Source organism: Anabaena subtropica FACHB-260 (assembly GCF_014697105.1).
In the GTDB taxonomy this organism is placed as follows: Bacteria; Cyanobacteriota; Cyanobacteriia; order Cyanobacteriales; family Nostocaceae; genus Trichormus; species Trichormus subtropicus.
In genome coordinates, this window is the sequence record NZ_JACJRF010000012.1 from 106248 (window position 1) to 124048 (window position 17801).

Sequence of the window (17801 nt, forward strand, 5' to 3'; positions counted from 1 at the left end):
TTAGCGATTTAGTAACACAGTAATATTAGGCGATATCTCATATTATTAGGATATCTCTTATGTTTGTGGAAGCTTTTTTTTGCTTAGTAATGTAGTAAAAAATTTTACTATTTACTGGGTAAATATGTTTTAGGAAATCCAGGCAATAAAAACTACAATTTTATATTTATTTTCTTGAGGAGTAACTGAACCTATGGCAAATCTTAACCCTACTCAAACCAACAAACAATTACTCGCTGGTTACTGTGGTATTATTTTTGGCGGCTTTGGTCTGCATAAATTTATTTTAGGTTATGCTCCCGAAGGCTTCGTTATGTTAGTTATCACTTTAGTTGGTGGTTCTTTTTCCTACGGGATTACTTTGTTAATTATGCAACTTGTAGGATTAATTGAAGGCATGATCTACTTAAATAAAAGCCCTGAAGAATTTGTCAATACTTATTTAATAAATAAGCAGAGTTGGTTTTAAATTAGTCATTGCTTATTAGTAGAGACGTGCCATGACAAGTCTCTACTAATCCCTTTGTTTCGCTGTTCAACTCAAATAATATGCTGACACTGAAACGGAAACACCTGATTTGGGTAATGTGCTTATTGGTGGGTATGGGGTACTTTGGTGCTATGTCTAACTTAGAAATTCACTATTTTTGGAAAAGCCTGATTGCCTTTATACCAGTGCAGATGGCAGCGATCGCCTACGTAACTGCTTTACGTTGGAGTCGCAGTTAACACTACATTAGTCCGTTTTACCTTGATTGGTAAAACGGTAATTAGTCGTCAATATTGAATATTCTTCAGTCCCCAGTCTGTAATTTGGAATTTTGAATTGATTCAGTCCCATATCTTAATAAAATTAATGGTATTGACAATCAGTCAAAGTTCCAAATTTCGCCTACGCTCGAAATAGAGACGCTTGTCATCAAACGTCTAATCTTCGTAGCGAATCTCAACACTTGCCATGCAACTTGTCCCAAAAACTCAGCTTGACCCAGAACCAACCCCCACATTAGAGAAAATTATTCTGGATGTCGGGGGGATGAAGTGTGCCGGGTGTGTAAAGGCAGTAGAGCGACAACTCACCCAAAATTCAGGTGTTAAGAGTGCCTGCGTGAATCTAGCTACAGAGGTGGCGGTGGTAGAGTCGGAAGTTGGCGCAGTAGACCCAGATATACTGGCACAACGATTGACAGCAGCAGGTTTTCCCACTCAACCACGAAAAGCTAGAGATAAGCCTGGTGAATCAACACGAGAAGACCCAGCAGCAAGGCAGCACCAACAAATGCAGGAGGCATTCCGGCAGTTAATTATTGCTGGGGTGTTGCTATTCTTTTCAGGAATTGGGCATTTCGGCAATATTGGCGGCTCAATCTTCCCCCTCTTAAATAACATCTGGTTTCACTTTGGACTAGCAACAATAGCTTTACTAATTCCTGGTCGCCCGATTTTGGTTGATGGGTGGCTTGGTTGGCGGCGTCATGCACCCAACATGAACACCTTAGTAGGATTGGGAACACTCACAGCCTATACGGCTAGTGTGGTGGCGCTACTATTTCCCCAAATGGGTTGGGAGTGCTTCTTTGATGAACCAGTGATGATGTTGGGCTTTATTCTGTTAGGTCGGACATTAGAGCAACAAGCCAGAGGTAAGGCGGCGGCGGCATTTAGGCAATTGCTGGCACTGCAACCACAAGTAGCACGATTGATTGCTAATCCAGACCCAGAAAAGTTGGGCATGGGAGCAAATACTGTGGAAATCCCGGCTGAACAGGTAAAGGTGGGAGAATGGTTGCAAGTGTTGCCAGGAGACAAAATCCCCGTTGATGGTGAGGTACGTTTTGGACAAACAACGGTGGATGAGTCGATGTTGACTGGGGAAGCTGTGCCGGTGATCAAGCAACCAGGAGACATTTTAACAGCAGGGACGATTAACCAATCAGGGGCGATCGCTCTCCAAGCCACCCGTACAGGTAATGATACTACCCTAGCTCACATCGTCGCCTTGGTAGAAGCAGCCCAAACTCGCAAAGCCCCAATCCAAAAATTAGCCGATACAGTCGCCGGTTACTTTACCTACGGCATATTAACGGCATCTGTATTAACATTCATCTTCTGGTACTTCTTCGGCACTAATATCTGGACTGATATCAATATATCTAGTGGTGGGATGGAAATGATGAACCACGCCGCCCATACTACCAACAATTCCCCACTCCTAGTTAGTTTAAAACTAGCGATCGCTGTTATGGTCGTCGCTTGTCCCTGTGCCTTGGGACTAGCCACACCCACAGCGATTATTGTCGGCACAGGTATAGGTGCAGAAAGGGGTTTATTAATCAAAGGTGGTGATGTTTTAGAAAAAGTACATCAACTAGACACTATAGTTTTTGATAAAACCGGCACTCTCACCACTGGTCATCCTGTTGTTACTGATTGTGTTGTATTTGATGAACTAGGAAAAAACAGAGGCGCAGAGGTGCAGAGGACAGAGGAAAAAAATCTTACTCCCCACTCCCTCATACAACTAGCAGCCGCAGTAGAAAGCGGCACACACCACCCCTTAGCCAAGGCAATCCAGCAAGCAGCCCAAAAACAACAGTTATCGATTCCAGAAGCTACAGACTTCCACACTGAACCAGGAATGGGGGTTTCTGCGGTGGTAGATGGTCAAACTGTGCTATTGGGTAACTGGGATTGGTTAAAGTGGCATGGAATTAATTTGAGTGAAACGGCTCAACAGGAAGCGCAAAAGCTCGCCACTCAAGGTAAAACTGTCGTTGGTGTAGCAGTTGGGGAGACTTTAGCCGGATTGATTGGTGTGCAAGATACTACCAGACCGGATGCCCAAACTACGGTAGACAAATTGCGCCAGATGGGTTTGCGAGTAATGCTGTTGAGTGGCGATCGCCCAGAAGCTGCTCACGCCATAGCGCAAGAGCTAGGTATAAATAGTACTGATGTCATAGCTGGTGTTCCTCCCGCCAAAAAAGCCGCATTTATTCAAGAACTACAAGCAAAATCTGCCGCTAAAGTGGCAATGGTTGGCGATGGTATCAACGATGCTCCCGCTTTATCCCAAGCAGATGTAGGCATTGCCTTACACTCAGGGACAGATGTAGCGATGGAAACAGCACAGATTGTCTTAATGCGCGATCGCATTAGCGACGTTGTGGAATCAATTCATCTGAGTCGCGCCACCTTCAACAAAATCCGCCAAAATCTATTTTGGGCTTTCGCATACAACACCGTTGGTATCCCTTTAGCAGCAGGTGTGTTGCTTCCCAACTGGGGTTTTGTTCTCAGTCCTTCGGGTGCGGCTGCACTGATGGCATTTAGTTCAGTTAGTGTGGTGACGAACTCTCTGTTATTGCGTCGGTTAGCTCATCGGTAGCAAAATTAAGCACCCCTCTCCAAACCTCTCCCCGACGCGGGGAGAGGCTTCAAAGTGTAATTATTTAGTACTAATAAGTTACAAATTGTTAGCCCCTTCCCTACAAGGGAAGGGGTTGGGGTTAGGTTCCGCACTCGACGTTACTCAATACGCTAAACTGAGGTACATAAGTATAATCTCGTATTATTATTCTTAACTTATGGAACCAGTAACCTTGACTGCGGCGGCTGTTGCAACCCTAGTTTTTTCAGAAGCCTTGAAGGAAGGGGGAAAAGCTTTAGGTAAAGGCGTTTCAGAACAAATTGCTCAACTATTGAGTGCGATTCGGCAGAAATTCCAAGCGGCGGGAATGGAGGGATTACTGAAAAGAGCCGAAGAAAATCCTACAGAAAAGAATCAAAGCAAATTCCAGGATGAATTGGAAACTCAAATGGAGGAAGACACAGCTTTTGCTAATCGGCTGCAAGAACTGATGACGCAGCTAAAAGCTAATGAAACAATTAATCAAATAGTCCTCAAGGGAGTCAGTGTACAGGGTAAGGCGAAGGTAGGCGATATAGATTTGACAGCTACAAGAGAGGGTGCAGTGAATCAAGAAGCGGTAGTTGATTCTCAATTTGGTGATGATATTGACCTCGGTAATATCAACATGAAGGCTTAGGATAATGAGCGAAAATCGCGCTAATCCTGAGCAAATACGCCAGAATGCCTTTGAGAATGTTCAAGCCCGTGATATAAAAATTGGAGTCTTTAACCAGTCTATAAATCTGGGCAAAACTTCCAAAGCCATTGGTATTCCGCAAAATTTACCCCTGAGTGGGGTGGTGAAATTTGTGGGACGTGATGAAGAACTGGAAGAACTCGACAAACTATTGCAGGAAAATAACCAAGTAGCCATTGCAGCTATTTTGGGAATGGGTGGACTGGGTAAAACAGAACTCGCCTTGCAATATGCCATGACTCAGCGCGAAAACTACCAAGGTGGACTGTGCTGGTTACAGGCGAAAGTTGAGGATTTTGGCGTTCAATTGGTGCGGTTTGCCAGAACTCAGCTTGATTTAAAGCCACCAGAAGAGTTTGATTTACCTACACAAGTACAATACTGCTGGCGGAATTGGCGTGAGGGTAATGTGCTGCTGGTGGTGGATGATGTTACAGATTACCAGCAAATCAAACCTTACCTACAGGGCGCATCTTCCAGTTTTAAAGTGTTGATGACTACCCGCCAAAGGTTGGGTGTAGGCATCAAGCAATTATCTTTAGATGTATTACAACCAGATGCAGCGTTGGAGTTGTTACGGTCTTTGCTGGCAGAAACACCAGAGCGAATTGAGAGAGAATTAGATGTAGCCAATCAATTGTGCGAATGGCTGGGGTATTTGCCTTTGGGTTTAGAGTTGGTGGGGCGATATCTGGCGCGAAAACCGGATTTGTCCCTATCGAAAATGATGGGGCGATTAAAGGACAAGCGACTAGAACAACCTGCAACTGTCAACCCAGAAGCAGATATGACAGCACAACGGGGAATAAAAGCCGCCTTTGAGTTGAGTTGGCAGGAATTAGCAGAGAATGATAAGTTATTAGGCTGTGTACTCAGTTTATTTGCAGCCGCACCCATACCCTGGAACTTAGTAGAACAGTGCTTACCAGAGAAAGATGAGGATGAGTTAGAGGAAATTCGGGATGATAAATTATTGAATCTGCATTTACTCCAGCGCAAAGGTGAAGGAATCTATCAACTACATCCCTTACTGCGGGAATTTTTCCAATCTAAGTTTACAGGTTTAGAGCAAGCAGAGGAATTTAGGCGATCGCTTTCTCAGGTAATGGTAGCAGTAGCCCAAAAAATTCCTAAAAATCCCACCCTTGAAGAAATCAACGCTGTTTCCGTTACCATACCTCATCTAGCTGAAGTAGCGAATCATCTCATTGAGTATATTAGCAACGATAATTTAGTTTGGCCGTTTGTTGGAAATGCTTTGTTTTATAATGCTCAAGGCTTGTATGCCCAAACTGCACATTGGTATGAAAAGTGTAGAGAAATCAGTAAACAGCGATTAGCAGAAGAAAACCGTAATTTTGCTTCCATTCTCAACGACTTAGCATTAATCTACAAATTTCAAGCTAGATACGATGAAGTCGAAATTTTGTACTTAAAAAGTTTGAAACTCAGGCAGTACTTGTTTGGTGAGGAAAATACTCATGTGGCGCAAAGTCTCAACAACTTAGCTGAACTCTACCGTTGCCAAGGCAGATACGGCGAAGCAAAACCGCTTCATATAAGAGCTTTGGAAATGAGACAACGCTTACTCGGAATTGAACATGAAGACGTTGCTACTAGCCTTAACAATCTAGCTTTACTCTATAGTTCACAAAAATTTTACAAAGATGCTGAATCACTTTTTCTAAAAGCTTTGAAAATTAGGCAACGCCTCCAGGGTCAAAAACATCCAGATGTTGCTACTGTCCTAAATAATTTGGCTGTACTCTACCAATCACAAAAACATTATGTGAAAGCAGAAACTTATCATTTAGCAGCTTTGGAGATGAGGCAAGACCTTCTTCCACAAAACCATCCAGATGTGGCCAGTAGCTACAATAATTTAGCGTATCTCTATCTTTCTCAAAGCAGATACAAAGAAGCTGAACCCCTATATAAAAAGGCTTTAGATATTTGTGAACTAAGGTTTGGAATTAATCATCCCCATACTGTTATGGTGCGTGAGAATTTAGCCAATTTACGCGATCATCTCTAATGAGAACACGAAAATTTACCTTCCCAACCTCATCACTCTAGCTTTTATCTCCAAGTTTCCTGTTTTGAACACAAAGTTTCATGTTCAGAACCCGAACTTTCGTGTTGCAAACGAGAAAGTTCCTGTTTCCAACTAAAGTATTCTTGTTTTCAGTGAGAACGTTCTTGTTCTAAACGAGAATATTTCTGTTTCAAACGAGAACCTTCCTGTTTCCAGTGAGAATGTTCCTGTTTCAAACGAGAATCTTCTAGTTCTGAAGTGGAATGATGGTGTTATGAAGGTGTAGGGAGAGCATCATCAAGTAAATTCACCGGCGATATGTGGGGTATGATGGGTTTGTTTTGAGAGTGGCGATCGCTTTGATATGATGATCTTATGAGAATATGCTATGTCTCATTATTATTGAAGCTTGAGGTACTAAAAACATGGCAACACTTCAACTTAATATTGAGCAAGTTATATCATTGGTAAAGCAATTAGCAGTTACAGAACAGCGTATGATATTACAAGCCATCAAAGCAGAACAAGATGCTTGGTGGCAAAGTAGACTTGATGACGGAGAATTACAGATGCGCTCTTTGAGTGCGTCACGCGGGCTTAATTGGGATATTATGACCGAACAAGAGCGAGAAGACTTTATAGATGATTTGATGCACGAATCTAAATGATCTCTTATATAGTTGTTTTTGATACAAATACGCTCTTTTCAGGGTTAGGCTGGCGAGGTAGTCCTTATAGTTGTTTAGAACTTGCAAGAAACGGACAGATTGAATCTGTAACTTGTCGAGAGATTTTATTGGAGTTACGGGAAAAGTTACAAACAAAGCAAAATCGCTCTCCAACAGATGCAGCTATTGATATTGAGCAAATTCTCACCTTTTCACGCTTGGTAGAAATTTCCAATAGTCTGCAAGTTGTAGTTGATGATCCAGATGACAATATGGTGATTGAGTGTGCAATTGTGGGAAAAGCAACCCATATTATTACAGGTGATAAGCATCTATTATCATTTAACAAATATCAAGACATCCATATTCTCAAAGCAGGGGCCTTTTTGGAATTACTTACTTAATCGTCAACCACGCCGCTTAAAGTAGAGATTGACGGATATCTTCCGGCTCTAAATCAGGATATTCTTCTAAAATCTCCCCTATAGGTTTGCCATTAGCTACCAAATTTACGACAAGAGAAACCGGAATCCGCATCCCCCGAATGCAAGCTTGTCCACCCATAATGTTACGGTTAAAGCTAATTCTGTCCAGACCTAACATAAAATTTTCTCTCTCAAATCTCTTTTATTATGATGGGCGTGTTGTTTGTTTTGGAGCATTGACTACAAATCGCATCTATACCCCTGTTCAAAGTATAAATCTAAGTGCGCTGGCGTTCTGCCCACTGGAGGCGATGGGCTACGCCCCACCGTAGGCGATCGCTGATAAGTGTCATTGTGCAGAGTATAATTAGCTTGCTCCAACGAAGGCGATACCCACGGTAAGCTAGGCTAACGCTGGTGTGGAAAAAATCAGCTACGATAAATCAAAGCAACTTGGATGAATCCAACTTCAACTGACTGTGGCAAAGATGTATCAATGACAGCAGAAACTCATGAAAGCCATTTATTAATTCTTGAAGACGATCAAGGTCGTAAAGAATTTTCGCTAGATAAACCTTTATATTCCATTGGCAGAGATAAAGAGTCTAATATTCGTCTAGTATCGCAATTTGTCTCCCGTCGCCATGCTACATTAGTGCGACTGCCAAAAGATAATAATAATCACAGCTATTATTATCGAATTGTCGATGGTGATGGTAAAGGTAAAGCAAGTTCTAATGGTTTGATGATTAATGGGCGCAAAATACCAGCCCACGATTTAAAAAATGAAGACGAGATAGTTTTTGGCCCTAAAGTACGTGCCATTTACTATCTGTTAAAAAATACTCAACGCTCAGGGCAAACAGACGCTAGTGAATATGACATCACACTTATAAATCCTGGGATGACTGAGGATTTAGAAGAAATATAAAAGTCAAAAGTCCGAGCGCCGGAAACCTTCTCTAAGATGGCGTTAGCCTAGCCGTAAGCTATTTTGAATTTGGAATTGTATAACCTTGCTATACATAGTGATTTTAGCCAGCAAGACTTTCGATAAGATGCCAATGACGACTATCTTCAATCGCCTGCTTAATAAATTCAAATGTTTGTCGGCAATGATTATCAAATTGGAGAGGCAATTCCTCATTTTTAATGACAATACTCATCCGGCTTTCTGTTTCAGTAGCCTTTGATTTATCAATCAGTACTTCCACTTTCACCATCTTAGAAAAAGAAACATTACCAGGAATCTCCCGCGCCAAAATGTAATCAGGTGTATAGTATTGGATTTCTAAATCACAATCCTGTAACAGGTCTAGAAGTAACGGTTGGAGATAGTCGAGACCAATAGAAATCAGAAATGAACAGGTATAGCGAGCCATTAGCCCCATGCCCCTTGAAACACTCCGTCCATCCTATAATATGGAGGTAGCTAAACGCCAAGTGGTTATAGATTACTTAAACAAAAATACTGTTTTCAGCTCCTGTACAGAGACAAAAAATAATCGTTCTCGTCAATCCGAGCTACCCTAACAACAATCATGGGTTAGATTTTTTCGCATATAGCCAGCACCAATAATCATGGCTGCAAGCTGCATCCAGTAAGCCAGAGTCGGTTGGTTCACTCCCACAGGCGGAATGTTTAAACTACCAATACCATAGAATAACTGTTGAATATACCACCAAAATAGATAGAAGGAAGCTGGTAATTGAATAGGTATATAAACAAGAATCAAAGGTAAGATTGTATCTATTTTGATTTTAGGGAACTTCATCACATAAACTCCTAAGACTGCGGCGATCGCTCCATTCGCACCAATCAGTGGTACAGTCAACGTTGGTTCAATCATGATCTGCACAATCCCTGTGAGAACACCCGCAGCCAGATAAAACGCTAAATAGCGTCCATGTCCTAGAATATTTTCTACAGCTTTGCCAAATACCCACAAAAACAACATATTTCCCAATATTTGGCTAAAACTGCCGTGCAGAAATATGCTAATCAACAAAGAAAATAGACGACCAAAAACTACCACCCAAGCCGCCGGATTAATAAATAGTGCATGATTGACTGCTGTACTAATCTGAGAGGGAACCAAACCCCAAGTATTGATAAAAGCGCCTAATTCACCACTCAGTTCTAGTTTAATTTCCCATAAGAATATAAAAATATTAATCCCAATCAACCAATAATTAATAATCGGTCGCCGACGAAAGCGTAAGTTATCACTAATAGGAATCATTTGAGTTAGTCATTAGTCATTGGTCATCAAATTCTCTTTTTCCCTTGCTTCCTATCCCCTTCCCACTCCCCAAACAACTTGTGGCAAGATTGGAATCAGATCACGATGCACTCAACTAGGTAAACTGGATGCTGGGAAACACACTTGTTGGAAGATACCAAATTATTAGCCATTTGGGAGGTGGGGGATTTGGTGAAACTTTTGTGGCTTGTGATACTCATTTGCCAGGATTACCTAAGTGTGTGGTGAAGAAACTCCAACCTCAAGCAAATGATCCGGCTACTTTGGAGATAGCTAGGCGATTATTTGATACAGAAGCTCAAGTTTTGTATAAATTAGGAACTTGCGATCGCATTCCCCAACTATTAGCTTATTTTGAGGAAAATGCAGAGTTCTATCTTGTACAGGAACTAATCCTTGGTCACGACTTAAGTAAAGAATTAACGCCAGGAAAAACCTATACTCAAGAGGAGGTGACAGTACTATTACAAGAGATTCTGACTATCTTAGAATTTGTCCATCAGCAAAATGTGATTCACCGTGATATTAACCCGCGAAATTTACTCAGGCGAGAAGATGGTAGGTTAATCTTAATTGACTTTGGGGCTGTGAAACAAATCACTACCCAAGTGGTGACTCCCAAGGGTGAAAATAAATCTACTGTTGTTATTGGTACTCCTGGTTATATACCCGGAGAACAAGCCCAAGGAAATCCCAAGTTTAGTAGTGATATCTATGCTGTGGGGATAGTTGCAATTCAAGCACTCACGGGATTATTACCCCATCAACTAGAACACGATGCTGATACTCATGAAATTATCTGGCAAAATCATAGTCAAGTCTCACCAGAGTTTGCCAAATTTATAGACAAAATGATCTGCTATGATTTCCGCCAACGTTATGCTTCGGCTACTGCTGCGTTACAAGCACTCACAGACATAAACCAACCTGAGTCTAATACTATTGCTATAACTCCGACTTTACCACCAGCAAAAGTTAGATTTAATCAAACTAAAAAAAGTATATTTCTCAAGTTATTGTTAGCAATTCTATTAATTAGTGCTACTGCTACAGCTTCAGTATTGGTTGTTAATAATATTAATAGTAATAATGCCACAGAATTAGCGAAAAAAGGCAATACTTTTTTTGAATTACAACGATATAAAGATGCACTATCTGCTTATCAAAAAGCAGTTGAAATTAGACCAGATTATGCTAAAGGTTGGAATGGACAAGGTAAAACGCTGTCTCGACTGAAGCAATATCAGGAAGCATTAACAGCTTATGATAAAACAATTCAACTCCAACCAGATTATGTAGAAGCTTGGAGTGGTAGAGGTTTCGCTTTACAAAGTCTACAGCGATATTCAGAAGCGATCGCCTCTTTTGATAAAGCTTTACAACTAAATGAGAGTTACCCAGAAGTATGGAACGCTAGAGGAGAAGTTTTTAGTAGCTTGAAACAGTACGACCAAGCGATTAAATCTTATGATAGAGCTATTGAATTTAAAGCAGATGCTTATGAATCTTGGTATAATAAGGGTCTGGCTTTACAAAGCTTGAAGGAATACAATGAGGCAATCAATGCTTATAATAAAGCTATTGAAATCAAATCAGATTATCAAGGAGCTTGGTATAATTTAGGAAATTCCCTCGTAAATTTAAATCGTTACGAAGATGCTTTTAAAGCTTATGATAAAGCCGTCCAATATCATACAAATTATCCTATAGCCTGGTTATCAAGAGGAAATGTCCTGATTATTTTACGACGTTATCCAGAGGCGATAGAGTCATTTAATCAAGTAATTAAATTGCAACCCAATAGCTATCAAGCATGGTATGGCAAAGGTTGGTCAGAACATCAAAACCAACGCTATGCAGATGCAATCAAATCATATAATAAAGCCGCAACAATTAGACCAAACACCTATGAAGTTTGGTATAGTTTGGGCAATTCGCAATATATTTTACAGAAATATCAAGAAGCGATCGCCTCCTATAATAAGGCAGTGCGCTACAAAGCAAATCATCACGAAAGTTGGTATAGCAGAGGTAATGCCTTCTTTAATTTAAAACAATATCAGCAGGCGATCGCATCCTACGAACAAGCCATTAAACACAAACCAGATTATAACCAAGCCGTTAACGCCCGTGACGAAGCCCAGCGTCAACTCCAAGCTGCAACACCAAAGCCTGTAGTTGTACCAGCCTTACCTAGTTCTGAATTTACTAGTCCCTCACCGGAAAATTAATTCATGGAAAGCGGTGGATAGAAAATTCTCTCCGCCCCTTTAGTCATGAGGAATAAACATGGCGGAGCAAATTTTTCTCGTTAAAGCATTTAATTAAGGCATTAAAGTCCGATTCATTACAAATAACCGATAGGTTGCTATAGGCTACTAGTTTTTAGATGTTGAATTTTGATAAATACTATTTAAAAACCTGCCAAAATGGCAACTCAAATCAGAATCACTAAGTTAGATTTATCAAAGATAAACGACTTCCAAGATATTGTTATCAGGGCTACCGAGTCTGCAAAAGTTAAGTTATTTTTTCTTTTATATCTAATAGATTATCAGAAAGCGTGTGACTGACACATGGACATCACAAAGTTTACCAATAATATTTTCCTTCATCCATAAAGTTCATATATTTTGTAACCAATCATGCTCACAGCTATTTGTACTTTATTTGAAGGTGATTACCACTACGGCGTGGGAAACCTAGTTAATTCTCTTTATAACCACGGTTTTCGTGGTGTAGTTTGGGCTGGATATCGGGGAAATTTACCACCTTGGGCTACATCTGTTAAAGATGGTCAAAATTATCAAGAATTTACTGTTGCTAAAGACTGTGTAATTCGGTTTATCAAGTTAGATACTTATAAGTGTTTTACCAATTATAAACCTGATTTCATGCTTCAACTCTGGGAAAATTATTGTCCAGAAATTGAAGCCATATTCTATTTCGACCCTGATATTGTCAACAAAAGACGCTGGGCTTTTTACGAAGAATGGGTTAATCGTGGCATTACTTTATGCGAAGATGCTTATGATTATATGCCTGCCAATGATCCTAATCGAGTCGCTTGGAAAGAACTTGCCGAACGACACGGTCATGTTTGCCTTCGTGAACTAGATAGATATTATAATGCGGGATTTATTGGCGTAAAGCAGAGTCAGAAAAGTATACTTATACTCTGGAAAAATTTACTAGAAACTTTTGAATCTGTAGGCTATTTTAACCTCCATAATTTCCATCTTCATTCAGAGCTTTGTCCTTATTTTTTAACTGATCAATGTGTTTTGAACTTAACTGTCATGTTGTCTACTGAACCCCTGAGTACTGTTAGCAGATGGGGTATGGATTTTGGTAATGTTAGTACTTACCTCATGTCCCACGCATCAGGAGCAGCTATCAAACCGTGGCGAAAAAAATTGCTTATAAAGGCTTTAGGTGGCGTACCCCCTAGCTTAACGGATAAAGCATATTGGCAACACACTCAATCACCAATTCAACTTTATTCAAGACGGTTATTCTTGAGGAAAAAAATCGAGATGCGCTGTGCTTCTGCTATTGGGCGCTTTATCCGACGTTCTTAGTTTAAATCAATTATTTAAATCATAAAACGTGACATTTGCTGCAACAGGAATCATCAATTTTGTAAAGACGTTGCTATTAACCTACTAACTAAACCCTTAAATAAAGGGTAACGTCTCTACATATTCCTGAACGCTACAGTGGCAAGTGCCAGAGTGGGAGAAAAAAGCGATTGGTATGCTTTCTCCCACTCTCTTTTTATTGTTATAGCTAACTCCCAATACGGTTCGGTTAACAGAGTTATCTGTTGAGGCGAGCAGGGGGTGCAGGGGGAGAATAGAAGCAGGGGAAGAGAAATTGCTTAATAATAACTCTCTTCCCTCCCCTGCCTCCCCTGCACCCCCTGCTTATCCGAACCGTATTGAGCTAACTCCGGTTATCTATTTGGGCGCGTTGCAAACTGCCTGAAAAGTCTACGTAAACACTTTTCCATTCCGTAAAAACATCTAAGGCTGTAGTTCCTGCTTCCCTGTGTCCGTTGCCAGTTTGTTTAACACCACCAAATGGTAAGTGTACTTCTGCGCCAATGGTGGGGCCATTGATATAGGTAATACCAGCTTCGATGTCGCGGATAGCAGCAAAGGCTCGATTGATATCGCGGGTATAAATTGAGGAGGAAAGACCATATTTAGTATCGTTGAGGATGGCGATCGCTTCCTCAAAGGTGCTAACCTCAATCAATGCCACTACTGGCCCGAATATCTCTTCACGGGCGACACGCATATCAGGTGTGACGTTATCTAAAATAGTGGGTTGAAAGAAGTAACCCTGTTTTAATTGTCCATCTGTGGCAATTTTGCCACCAATTAAAATCTTTGCCCCTTCCTCATGGGCAATGTTCATATATTCATGTACCCGTTGCAACTGTCGATTATTAATTATCGGCCCGATTTCTGTGTCAAGTTCAGTACCAGCACCCAAGCGTAATTTGCTAGTACGTTCACGCAACATAGCTGTAAATTTTTCCTTGATGTCACGATGCAAAATCAAGCGACTGGTAGCTGTACACCGTTGTCCGGTTGTGCCAAATGCACCCCAAAGTGCGCCATCCAGGGCAAGTTCTAAGTCTGCATCTTCCATCACCACTTGGGCATTTTTACCACCCATTTCCAGACAGACACGCTTGTGAGTGCGTCCACAAGTCTCACCGACATAAGCACCCGTTGCGGAAGAACCAGTAAACGACACCAAATCAATATCTGGATGTTCGACTAATGCTTTCCCCACTTCTTCACCGACTCCATGCACCAAGTTAATTACACCCGGTGGTAAACCGGCGGCGGCGAAAATCTCAATTAATTTAGTTGCACAAGCGGGGGTATCTTCAGCAGGTTTGAGAATCACCGTATTGCCACAAACCAACGCTGGCATAGCTTTCCAGCAAGGAATAGCCACAGGGAAGTTCCAGGGAGTAATTAAAGCACAGACTCCAATGGGCATTCGGACAGTCATAGCGAACTTGTTGGGCATTTCCGAAGGTGTGGTTTGCCCAAATAGTCGTCGTCCTTCACCAGCACTGTAAAAAGCACAATCTATCCCTTCTTGAATATCGCCTCTGGCTTCAGTTAAGGGTTTACCCATTTCCCTACTGATCAACTGCGCTAATTCTTCTTTATGCTGAAGTAATAATTCGCCGACGCGAAAGATATATTCGGCTCTAGCTGGAGCTGGAACTTTGCGCCAACTGCGATAAGCTTGGCGGGCGTTGGCTACGGCTCTATCTACATCATCAGCTTGAGAACGGGGGAAAGTAGCGACAATTTCACTCTTGTCAGCAGGGTTGTGACTGTTGAGGGTATTTTCTGTGGCGGCGTTTAACCATTGACCATTGATGTAATTTTGGCAGTTTAGCGGAGTTGTCATTCTACAAGACCTCCAGCTTGAGATTTATTTTGGTGTAATAATATCAATGAAAAAAAACACTAAGACAAATTCAAACTAGGAAACATTAGATGAAATCTAAGTTTTTGAATTTTGAATTGGTATGAGTTTGGCTCGCTTTCTAGGTTATCGTCAAGTTTGTGGAATGAACAGAAGATAGTCAAGACAGATACAAAAGTTAAGGCACAAACGCCAAAACTCCCACGGGAGAACCTGAACCACCGCGTAATCGGAGGATAGCGATCGCTAGAGTACTACCTTTTGCTGGTAGTTGATGCAAATTTGTCAGGTTTTCTAACACAATGCCTTGTTGCGCCAATACTAAGCGGTTGGTAGCGAAACTGGTATCTTGTCCAGAGTCTACACCATGAGTATCAATCCCTACCCCTGCAATCTGCCGTTCATCAAGTAGGAACTGAGTTGCATCGCTACCAAAACCTGGAAAGTGCATGATTCCTCTAGCATCTTGGTTGAGAAAAGCGTTTTTATCAGACCACTTATTTTGCCAACCAGTATGTAGTAGCACCAGATGACCAAGAGGAATTTCACCGTGTTGTACTTCCCAAGCGAGAACGTCATCAACCGTGAGCCGATAGTCAGCGTTTACTGCGGCGGCTGCATGAATATCTATGACTACCGCAGGTACAACCAACGACTGAGCAGGGTATTGGTCAATTCCTATACCAGCTTGATAAAAACTATTAGGAGCATTGATATGGGTGGCGCTATGTTCTCCTAGTGAGACGCGCCGCAAATAATAGCCATCATCCGGTAACTGGGCAACAGAGGTAAATTCAACTTGAGGGTCGCCAGGCCATTGGGGAATATCTGGGTCAATTACATGACTTAAGTGAATAATGCGCGAGTATGTAATCCTTTTTAAGCTTGACACCCTAATCACCCACTCAAGAAATTTTCTTCATCCCCTGAAATTTTGATACCCGATTTAAATAACCCCCCAAAGTCGCTAGATTAGTACTTGTTGGGGGGTAAATGTTGCAGCAAAAAGTGAATTAGTAATAGTTAACAACTCATTGTTTAACTTGACAATAACAACAGATAAATTTTCTGTAAAGATTATGTGTGACTGACCCATCTTCAATGTAGGCAATCATGTTGATAGCTTTGTCATCCTATTAAGCCCACAAATATAGCAGTTTGCAGTTGAGTTTAATACAGACCTAACCCCCGACCCCTTCCCTACAAGGGAAGAGAAGTAAGCCTCAAAGCCTTTCCTACAAGGAGAGAGGTTCAGAGTGTATTGCATACAAACGAGAAGCGCTATAGATTGCAGATTTATGGGGGTTTATGTCATAAAAAACTCTACCCGCAAGGAGATAGAGTTTTTATCATTAGTCAGCAGTCAGTGGCAACACAACTGACTACTGACACACACCGTATAATAAAAATTTCCCCAGTCTCCAGTTACCAATCCCTAGAGCCTAATCCTCGTCCCAAGCTTCAACGGCGAGTAAATCGCCAATTGGGTCTTGCATAGTGAATCCAAAATCCAGCAACTCCTGTTTCCAGTGTTGCCAGTCGTTACCATAAAGCAGCGCAATCTTCCAAATGCTATCAGTCGGCTTGATAATATTCGATTCAACGAGTGATTGCACGTTACGCTGCAATTTCACCATTGGGTGAAGTACTTGCTGAGTCATAACTCTCGATTCAATTCAAAATTTTGTTGGGTAAATACTTAATCAAAACTGCTTTCCGTTTTGCAATAGTCACTAATCCGTAGAGTGTTGTAATTGGCAAAGCTAGTCTTAACTTTCTTACTATACCATAACAAACTCCATTAAGGTGCGGCAAAATTCGGCTTTGTACGGTAATTACACCACAATACCTAAATTTACCCCAGCAGATATACGTGAATGGCAAACGAAGAAACTAGCCTTTATAAAAATTGCAGAAAAAGCACAAGCAGGTAAGAATTGTAAAATCTTATTTCTTGTATCAACTAGAATCTGTGCAATTGTGAAAAAGCCCATATAACTCTGGCTGATAGAATTTGTTTCAACCGCAGCACAAGAATTTTTAGGCTGTTGGGTGCGATCGTTATTTAGAATAACGCAAACATCTAGAGTTAAATCAGATCATTGTAAAACTTAATAAAAGTTTAATCTTTCTCTAGAGATTAAGCAGACATGACATATATTTACTTTTGTCCGGACAAGCCAAGTAAAATTAAATACTTTGACTTGGTAGCTTACTTACATTAACAGCTAAGTATGCAGCAAGCCGTTTTTATTTCCAATAGTCAGCGCAACTTAACATATCTTCACGTTGAGCCGAATTCAAGCATAAAAATTTTTTAATTCCGATGTTAGTTTCTGTGAAGTAATGGGTAATCTCTTATCTAGGAGATTGCTGTCACTAAGTATTTACCACAGTCCAGATTAAAACATGGCTAGTTCAGGTGAAGAGTATTTAATTGCTCGTGAAAAACAGATTGCAAGGAAAAAAAGAATTTTAACAATAGTTTCAATGATTTCTTTCTTTGGCTCTATGGCATTTGCAGGTATTTCAACTGTTCAACGAGCTATCCAAAATCCGCAGCCAGTGACTCAAACTGTATCTGCTGAGTTTTCGTTACAAGAGCAAGCTAAAGGTTATGAATTAGTTTTACAGCGAGAACCGAATAATCAAACAGCGTTAGAGAAGCTTTCTTTAGTACGCGTACAGTTAAAAGATTTTAAGGGTGCAAGAGAACCATTGGAAAAGTTGATGAAGCTACATCCTGATAGAAAGGATTATCAGGTCATTTTGGAGGATATGAAGAAACGAGAAAAATTAACAGAAAAAAAGAGCGATCCCTAAATTAACGTAAATTTATT

General features: G+C 40.9%; 17 protein-coding genes. 11 read left to right on the top strand and 6 right to left on the bottom strand.

Annotated elements, in window-relative coordinates; translation table 11 throughout:
• Positions 1-193: 193 nt before the first annotated feature.
• The 7 genes from H6G18_RS09650 to H6G18_RS09680 all read left to right on the top strand — a co-directional run bounded on the left by H6G18_RS09650 (position 194) and on the right by H6G18_RS09680 (position 7216).
• Positions 194-469 (top strand): TM2 domain-containing protein, encoded by a 276-nt coding sequence (locus tag H6G18_RS09650; RefSeq protein WP_190406875.1) that lies wholly within the window; start codon positions 194-196, stop codon positions 467-469.
• An 80-nt stretch (positions 470-549) separates the two neighbouring features.
• Entirely contained in the window at positions 550-729 is a 180-nt protein-coding gene (locus H6G18_RS09655) for a hypothetical protein (protein WP_190406876.1), read from the top strand.
• Positions 730-958: 229 nt separating this feature from the next.
• Positions 959-3388: a heavy metal translocating P-type ATPase gene (locus H6G18_RS09660; RefSeq protein ID WP_190406877.1), complete on the top strand. Its 2430-nt coding sequence runs from the start codon at positions 959-961 to the stop codon at positions 3386-3388.
• 199 nt (positions 3389-3587) lie between these two features.
• Complete coding sequence (locus H6G18_RS09665; RefSeq protein WP_190406878.1) at positions 3588-4049, top strand: hypothetical protein; 462 nt, start codon at positions 3588-3590, stop codon at positions 4047-4049.
• Between the two features lie 4 nt (positions 4050-4053).
• Positions 4054-6144: a tetratricopeptide repeat protein gene (locus H6G18_RS09670; RefSeq protein WP_190406879.1), complete on the top strand. Its 2091-nt coding sequence runs from the start codon at positions 4054-4056 to the stop codon at positions 6142-6144.
• 425 nt (positions 6145-6569) lie between these two features.
• Entirely contained in the window at positions 6570-6812 is a 243-nt protein-coding gene (locus H6G18_RS09675; RefSeq protein WP_190406880.1) for a hypothetical protein, read from the top strand.
• Positions 6809-7216: a putative toxin-antitoxin system toxin component, PIN family gene (locus tag H6G18_RS09680; protein ID WP_190406881.1), complete on the top strand. Its 408-nt coding sequence runs from the start codon at positions 6809-6811 to the stop codon at positions 7214-7216. Before H6G18_RS09675 ends, H6G18_RS09680 begins: the two co-directional genes overlap by 4 nt.
• 16 nt (positions 7217-7232) lie before the next feature.
• Here H6G18_RS09680 and H6G18_RS09685 read toward each other — a convergent pair whose 3' ends face one another.
• The gene (locus tag H6G18_RS09685) at positions 7233-7415 is read right to left on the bottom strand and encodes a DUF433 domain-containing protein (protein ID WP_190406882.1); all 183 of its coding nucleotides are present in this window, start codon (positions 7413-7415) and stop codon (positions 7233-7235) included.
• 279 nt (positions 7416-7694) lie between these two features.
• Here H6G18_RS09685 and H6G18_RS09690 point away from each other — a divergent pair, with 279 nt between their 5' ends.
• Positions 7695-8168, top strand: coding sequence for an FHA domain-containing protein (locus tag H6G18_RS09690; RefSeq protein ID WP_190406883.1), 474 nt, complete (start codon positions 7695-7697; stop codon positions 8166-8168).
• A gap of 103 nt (positions 8169-8271) precedes the next feature.
• On the opposite strand, the gene H6G18_RS09695 is transcribed toward H6G18_RS09690, so the two are convergent.
• Together H6G18_RS09695 and H6G18_RS09700 are read right to left on the bottom strand one after the other, a co-directional pair.
• A complete protein-coding gene (locus H6G18_RS09695) occupies positions 8272-8619 on the bottom strand; it encodes a hypothetical protein (RefSeq protein ID WP_190406884.1) in 348 nt (115 codons plus the stop codon).
• Positions 8620-8766: 147 nt separating this feature from the next.
• Complete coding sequence (locus H6G18_RS09700; RefSeq protein WP_190406885.1) at positions 8767-9480, bottom strand: rhomboid family intramembrane serine protease; 714 nt, start codon at positions 9478-9480, stop codon at positions 8767-8769.
• 128 nt (positions 9481-9608) lie between these two features.
• Here H6G18_RS09700 and H6G18_RS09705 point away from each other — a divergent pair, with 128 nt between their 5' ends.
• Both H6G18_RS09705 and H6G18_RS09710 read left to right on the top strand, forming a co-directional pair.
• Positions 9609-11732 carry a serine/threonine-protein kinase gene (locus tag H6G18_RS09705; RefSeq protein ID WP_190406886.1) on the top strand — a complete coding sequence of 708 codons (2124 nt, stop codon included), beginning with the start codon at positions 9609-9611 and terminating at the stop codon, positions 11730-11732.
• 414 nt (positions 11733-12146) lie between these two features.
• On the top strand, positions 12147-13082 hold the full coding sequence (locus H6G18_RS09710; protein WP_190406887.1) for a hypothetical protein: 936 nt from the start codon (positions 12147-12149) through the stop codon (positions 13080-13082).
• Between the two features lie 364 nt (positions 13083-13446).
• Here the strand turns inward: H6G18_RS09710 and H6G18_RS09715 are convergent, their stop codons facing one another.
• From H6G18_RS09715 to H6G18_RS09725, 3 genes are all read right to left on the bottom strand, one after another.
• Positions 13447-14943 (bottom strand): aldehyde dehydrogenase family protein, encoded by a 1497-nt coding sequence (locus H6G18_RS09715; protein ID WP_190406888.1) that lies wholly within the window; start codon positions 14941-14943, stop codon positions 13447-13449.
• 196 nt (positions 14944-15139) lie between these two features.
• Positions 15140-15853 carry a cyclase family protein gene (locus H6G18_RS09720; RefSeq protein ID WP_390824744.1) on the bottom strand — a complete coding sequence of 238 codons (714 nt, stop codon included), beginning with the start codon at positions 15851-15853 and terminating at the stop codon, positions 15140-15142.
• A gap of 550 nt (positions 15854-16403) precedes the next feature.
• On the bottom strand, positions 16404-16622 hold the full coding sequence (locus H6G18_RS09725; RefSeq protein ID WP_067771477.1) for a DUF4327 family protein: 219 nt from the start codon (positions 16620-16622) through the stop codon (positions 16404-16406).
• A gap of 748 nt (positions 16623-17370) precedes the next feature.
• Here H6G18_RS09725 and H6G18_RS09730 point away from each other — a divergent pair.
• Positions 17371-17784, top strand: a complete 414-nt coding sequence (locus H6G18_RS09730; RefSeq protein ID WP_190406890.1) for a tetratricopeptide repeat protein — start codon at positions 17371-17373, stop codon at positions 17782-17784.
• Positions 17785-17801: the final 17 nt, after the last annotated feature.

Coding starts and splice junctions, on each gene's coding strand:
- H6G18_RS09730 (WP_190406890.1), top strand. CDS start 17,371: ATGGCTAGTTCAGGTGAAGAGTATTTAATTGCTCGTGAAAAACAGATT.
- H6G18_RS09660 (WP_190406877.1), top strand. CDS start 959: ATGCAACTTGTCCCAAAAACTCAGCTTGACCCAGAACCAACCCCCACA.
- H6G18_RS09675 (WP_190406880.1), top strand. CDS start 6,570: ATGGCAACACTTCAACTTAATATTGAGCAAGTTATATCATTGGTAAAG.
- H6G18_RS09715 (WP_190406888.1), bottom strand. CDS start 14,943: ATGACAACTCCGCTAAACTGCCAAAATTACATCAATGGTCAATGGTTA.
- H6G18_RS09655 (WP_190406876.1), top strand. CDS start 550: ATGCTGACACTGAAACGGAAACACCTGATTTGGGTAATGTGCTTATTG.
- H6G18_RS09670 (WP_190406879.1), top strand. CDS start 4,054: ATGAGCGAAAATCGCGCTAATCCTGAGCAAATACGCCAGAATGCCTTT.
- H6G18_RS09680 (WP_190406881.1), top strand. CDS start 6,809: ATGATCTCTTATATAGTTGTTTTTGATACAAATACGCTCTTTTCAGGG.
- H6G18_RS09725 (WP_067771477.1), bottom strand. CDS start 16,622: ATGACTCAGCAAGTACTTCACCCAATGGTGAAATTGCAGCGTAACGTG.
- H6G18_RS09650 (WP_190406875.1), top strand. CDS start 194: ATGGCAAATCTTAACCCTACTCAAACCAACAAACAATTACTCGCTGGT.
- H6G18_RS09705 (WP_190406886.1), top strand. CDS start 9,609: ATGCTGGGAAACACACTTGTTGGAAGATACCAAATTATTAGCCATTTG.
- H6G18_RS09710 (WP_190406887.1), top strand. CDS start 12,147: ATGCTCACAGCTATTTGTACTTTATTTGAAGGTGATTACCACTACGGC.
- H6G18_RS09665 (WP_190406878.1), top strand. CDS start 3,588: ATGGAACCAGTAACCTTGACTGCGGCGGCTGTTGCAACCCTAGTTTTT.
- H6G18_RS09700 (WP_190406885.1), bottom strand. CDS start 9,480: ATGATTCCTATTAGTGATAACTTACGCTTTCGTCGGCGACCGATTATT.
- H6G18_RS09685 (WP_190406882.1), bottom strand. CDS start 7,415: ATGTTAGGTCTGGACAGAATTAGCTTTAACCGTAACATTATGGGTGGA.
- H6G18_RS09690 (WP_190406883.1), top strand. CDS start 7,695: ATGAATCCAACTTCAACTGACTGTGGCAAAGATGTATCAATGACAGCA.
- H6G18_RS09695 (WP_190406884.1), bottom strand. CDS start 8,619: ATGGCTCGCTATACCTGTTCATTTCTGATTTCTATTGGTCTCGACTAT.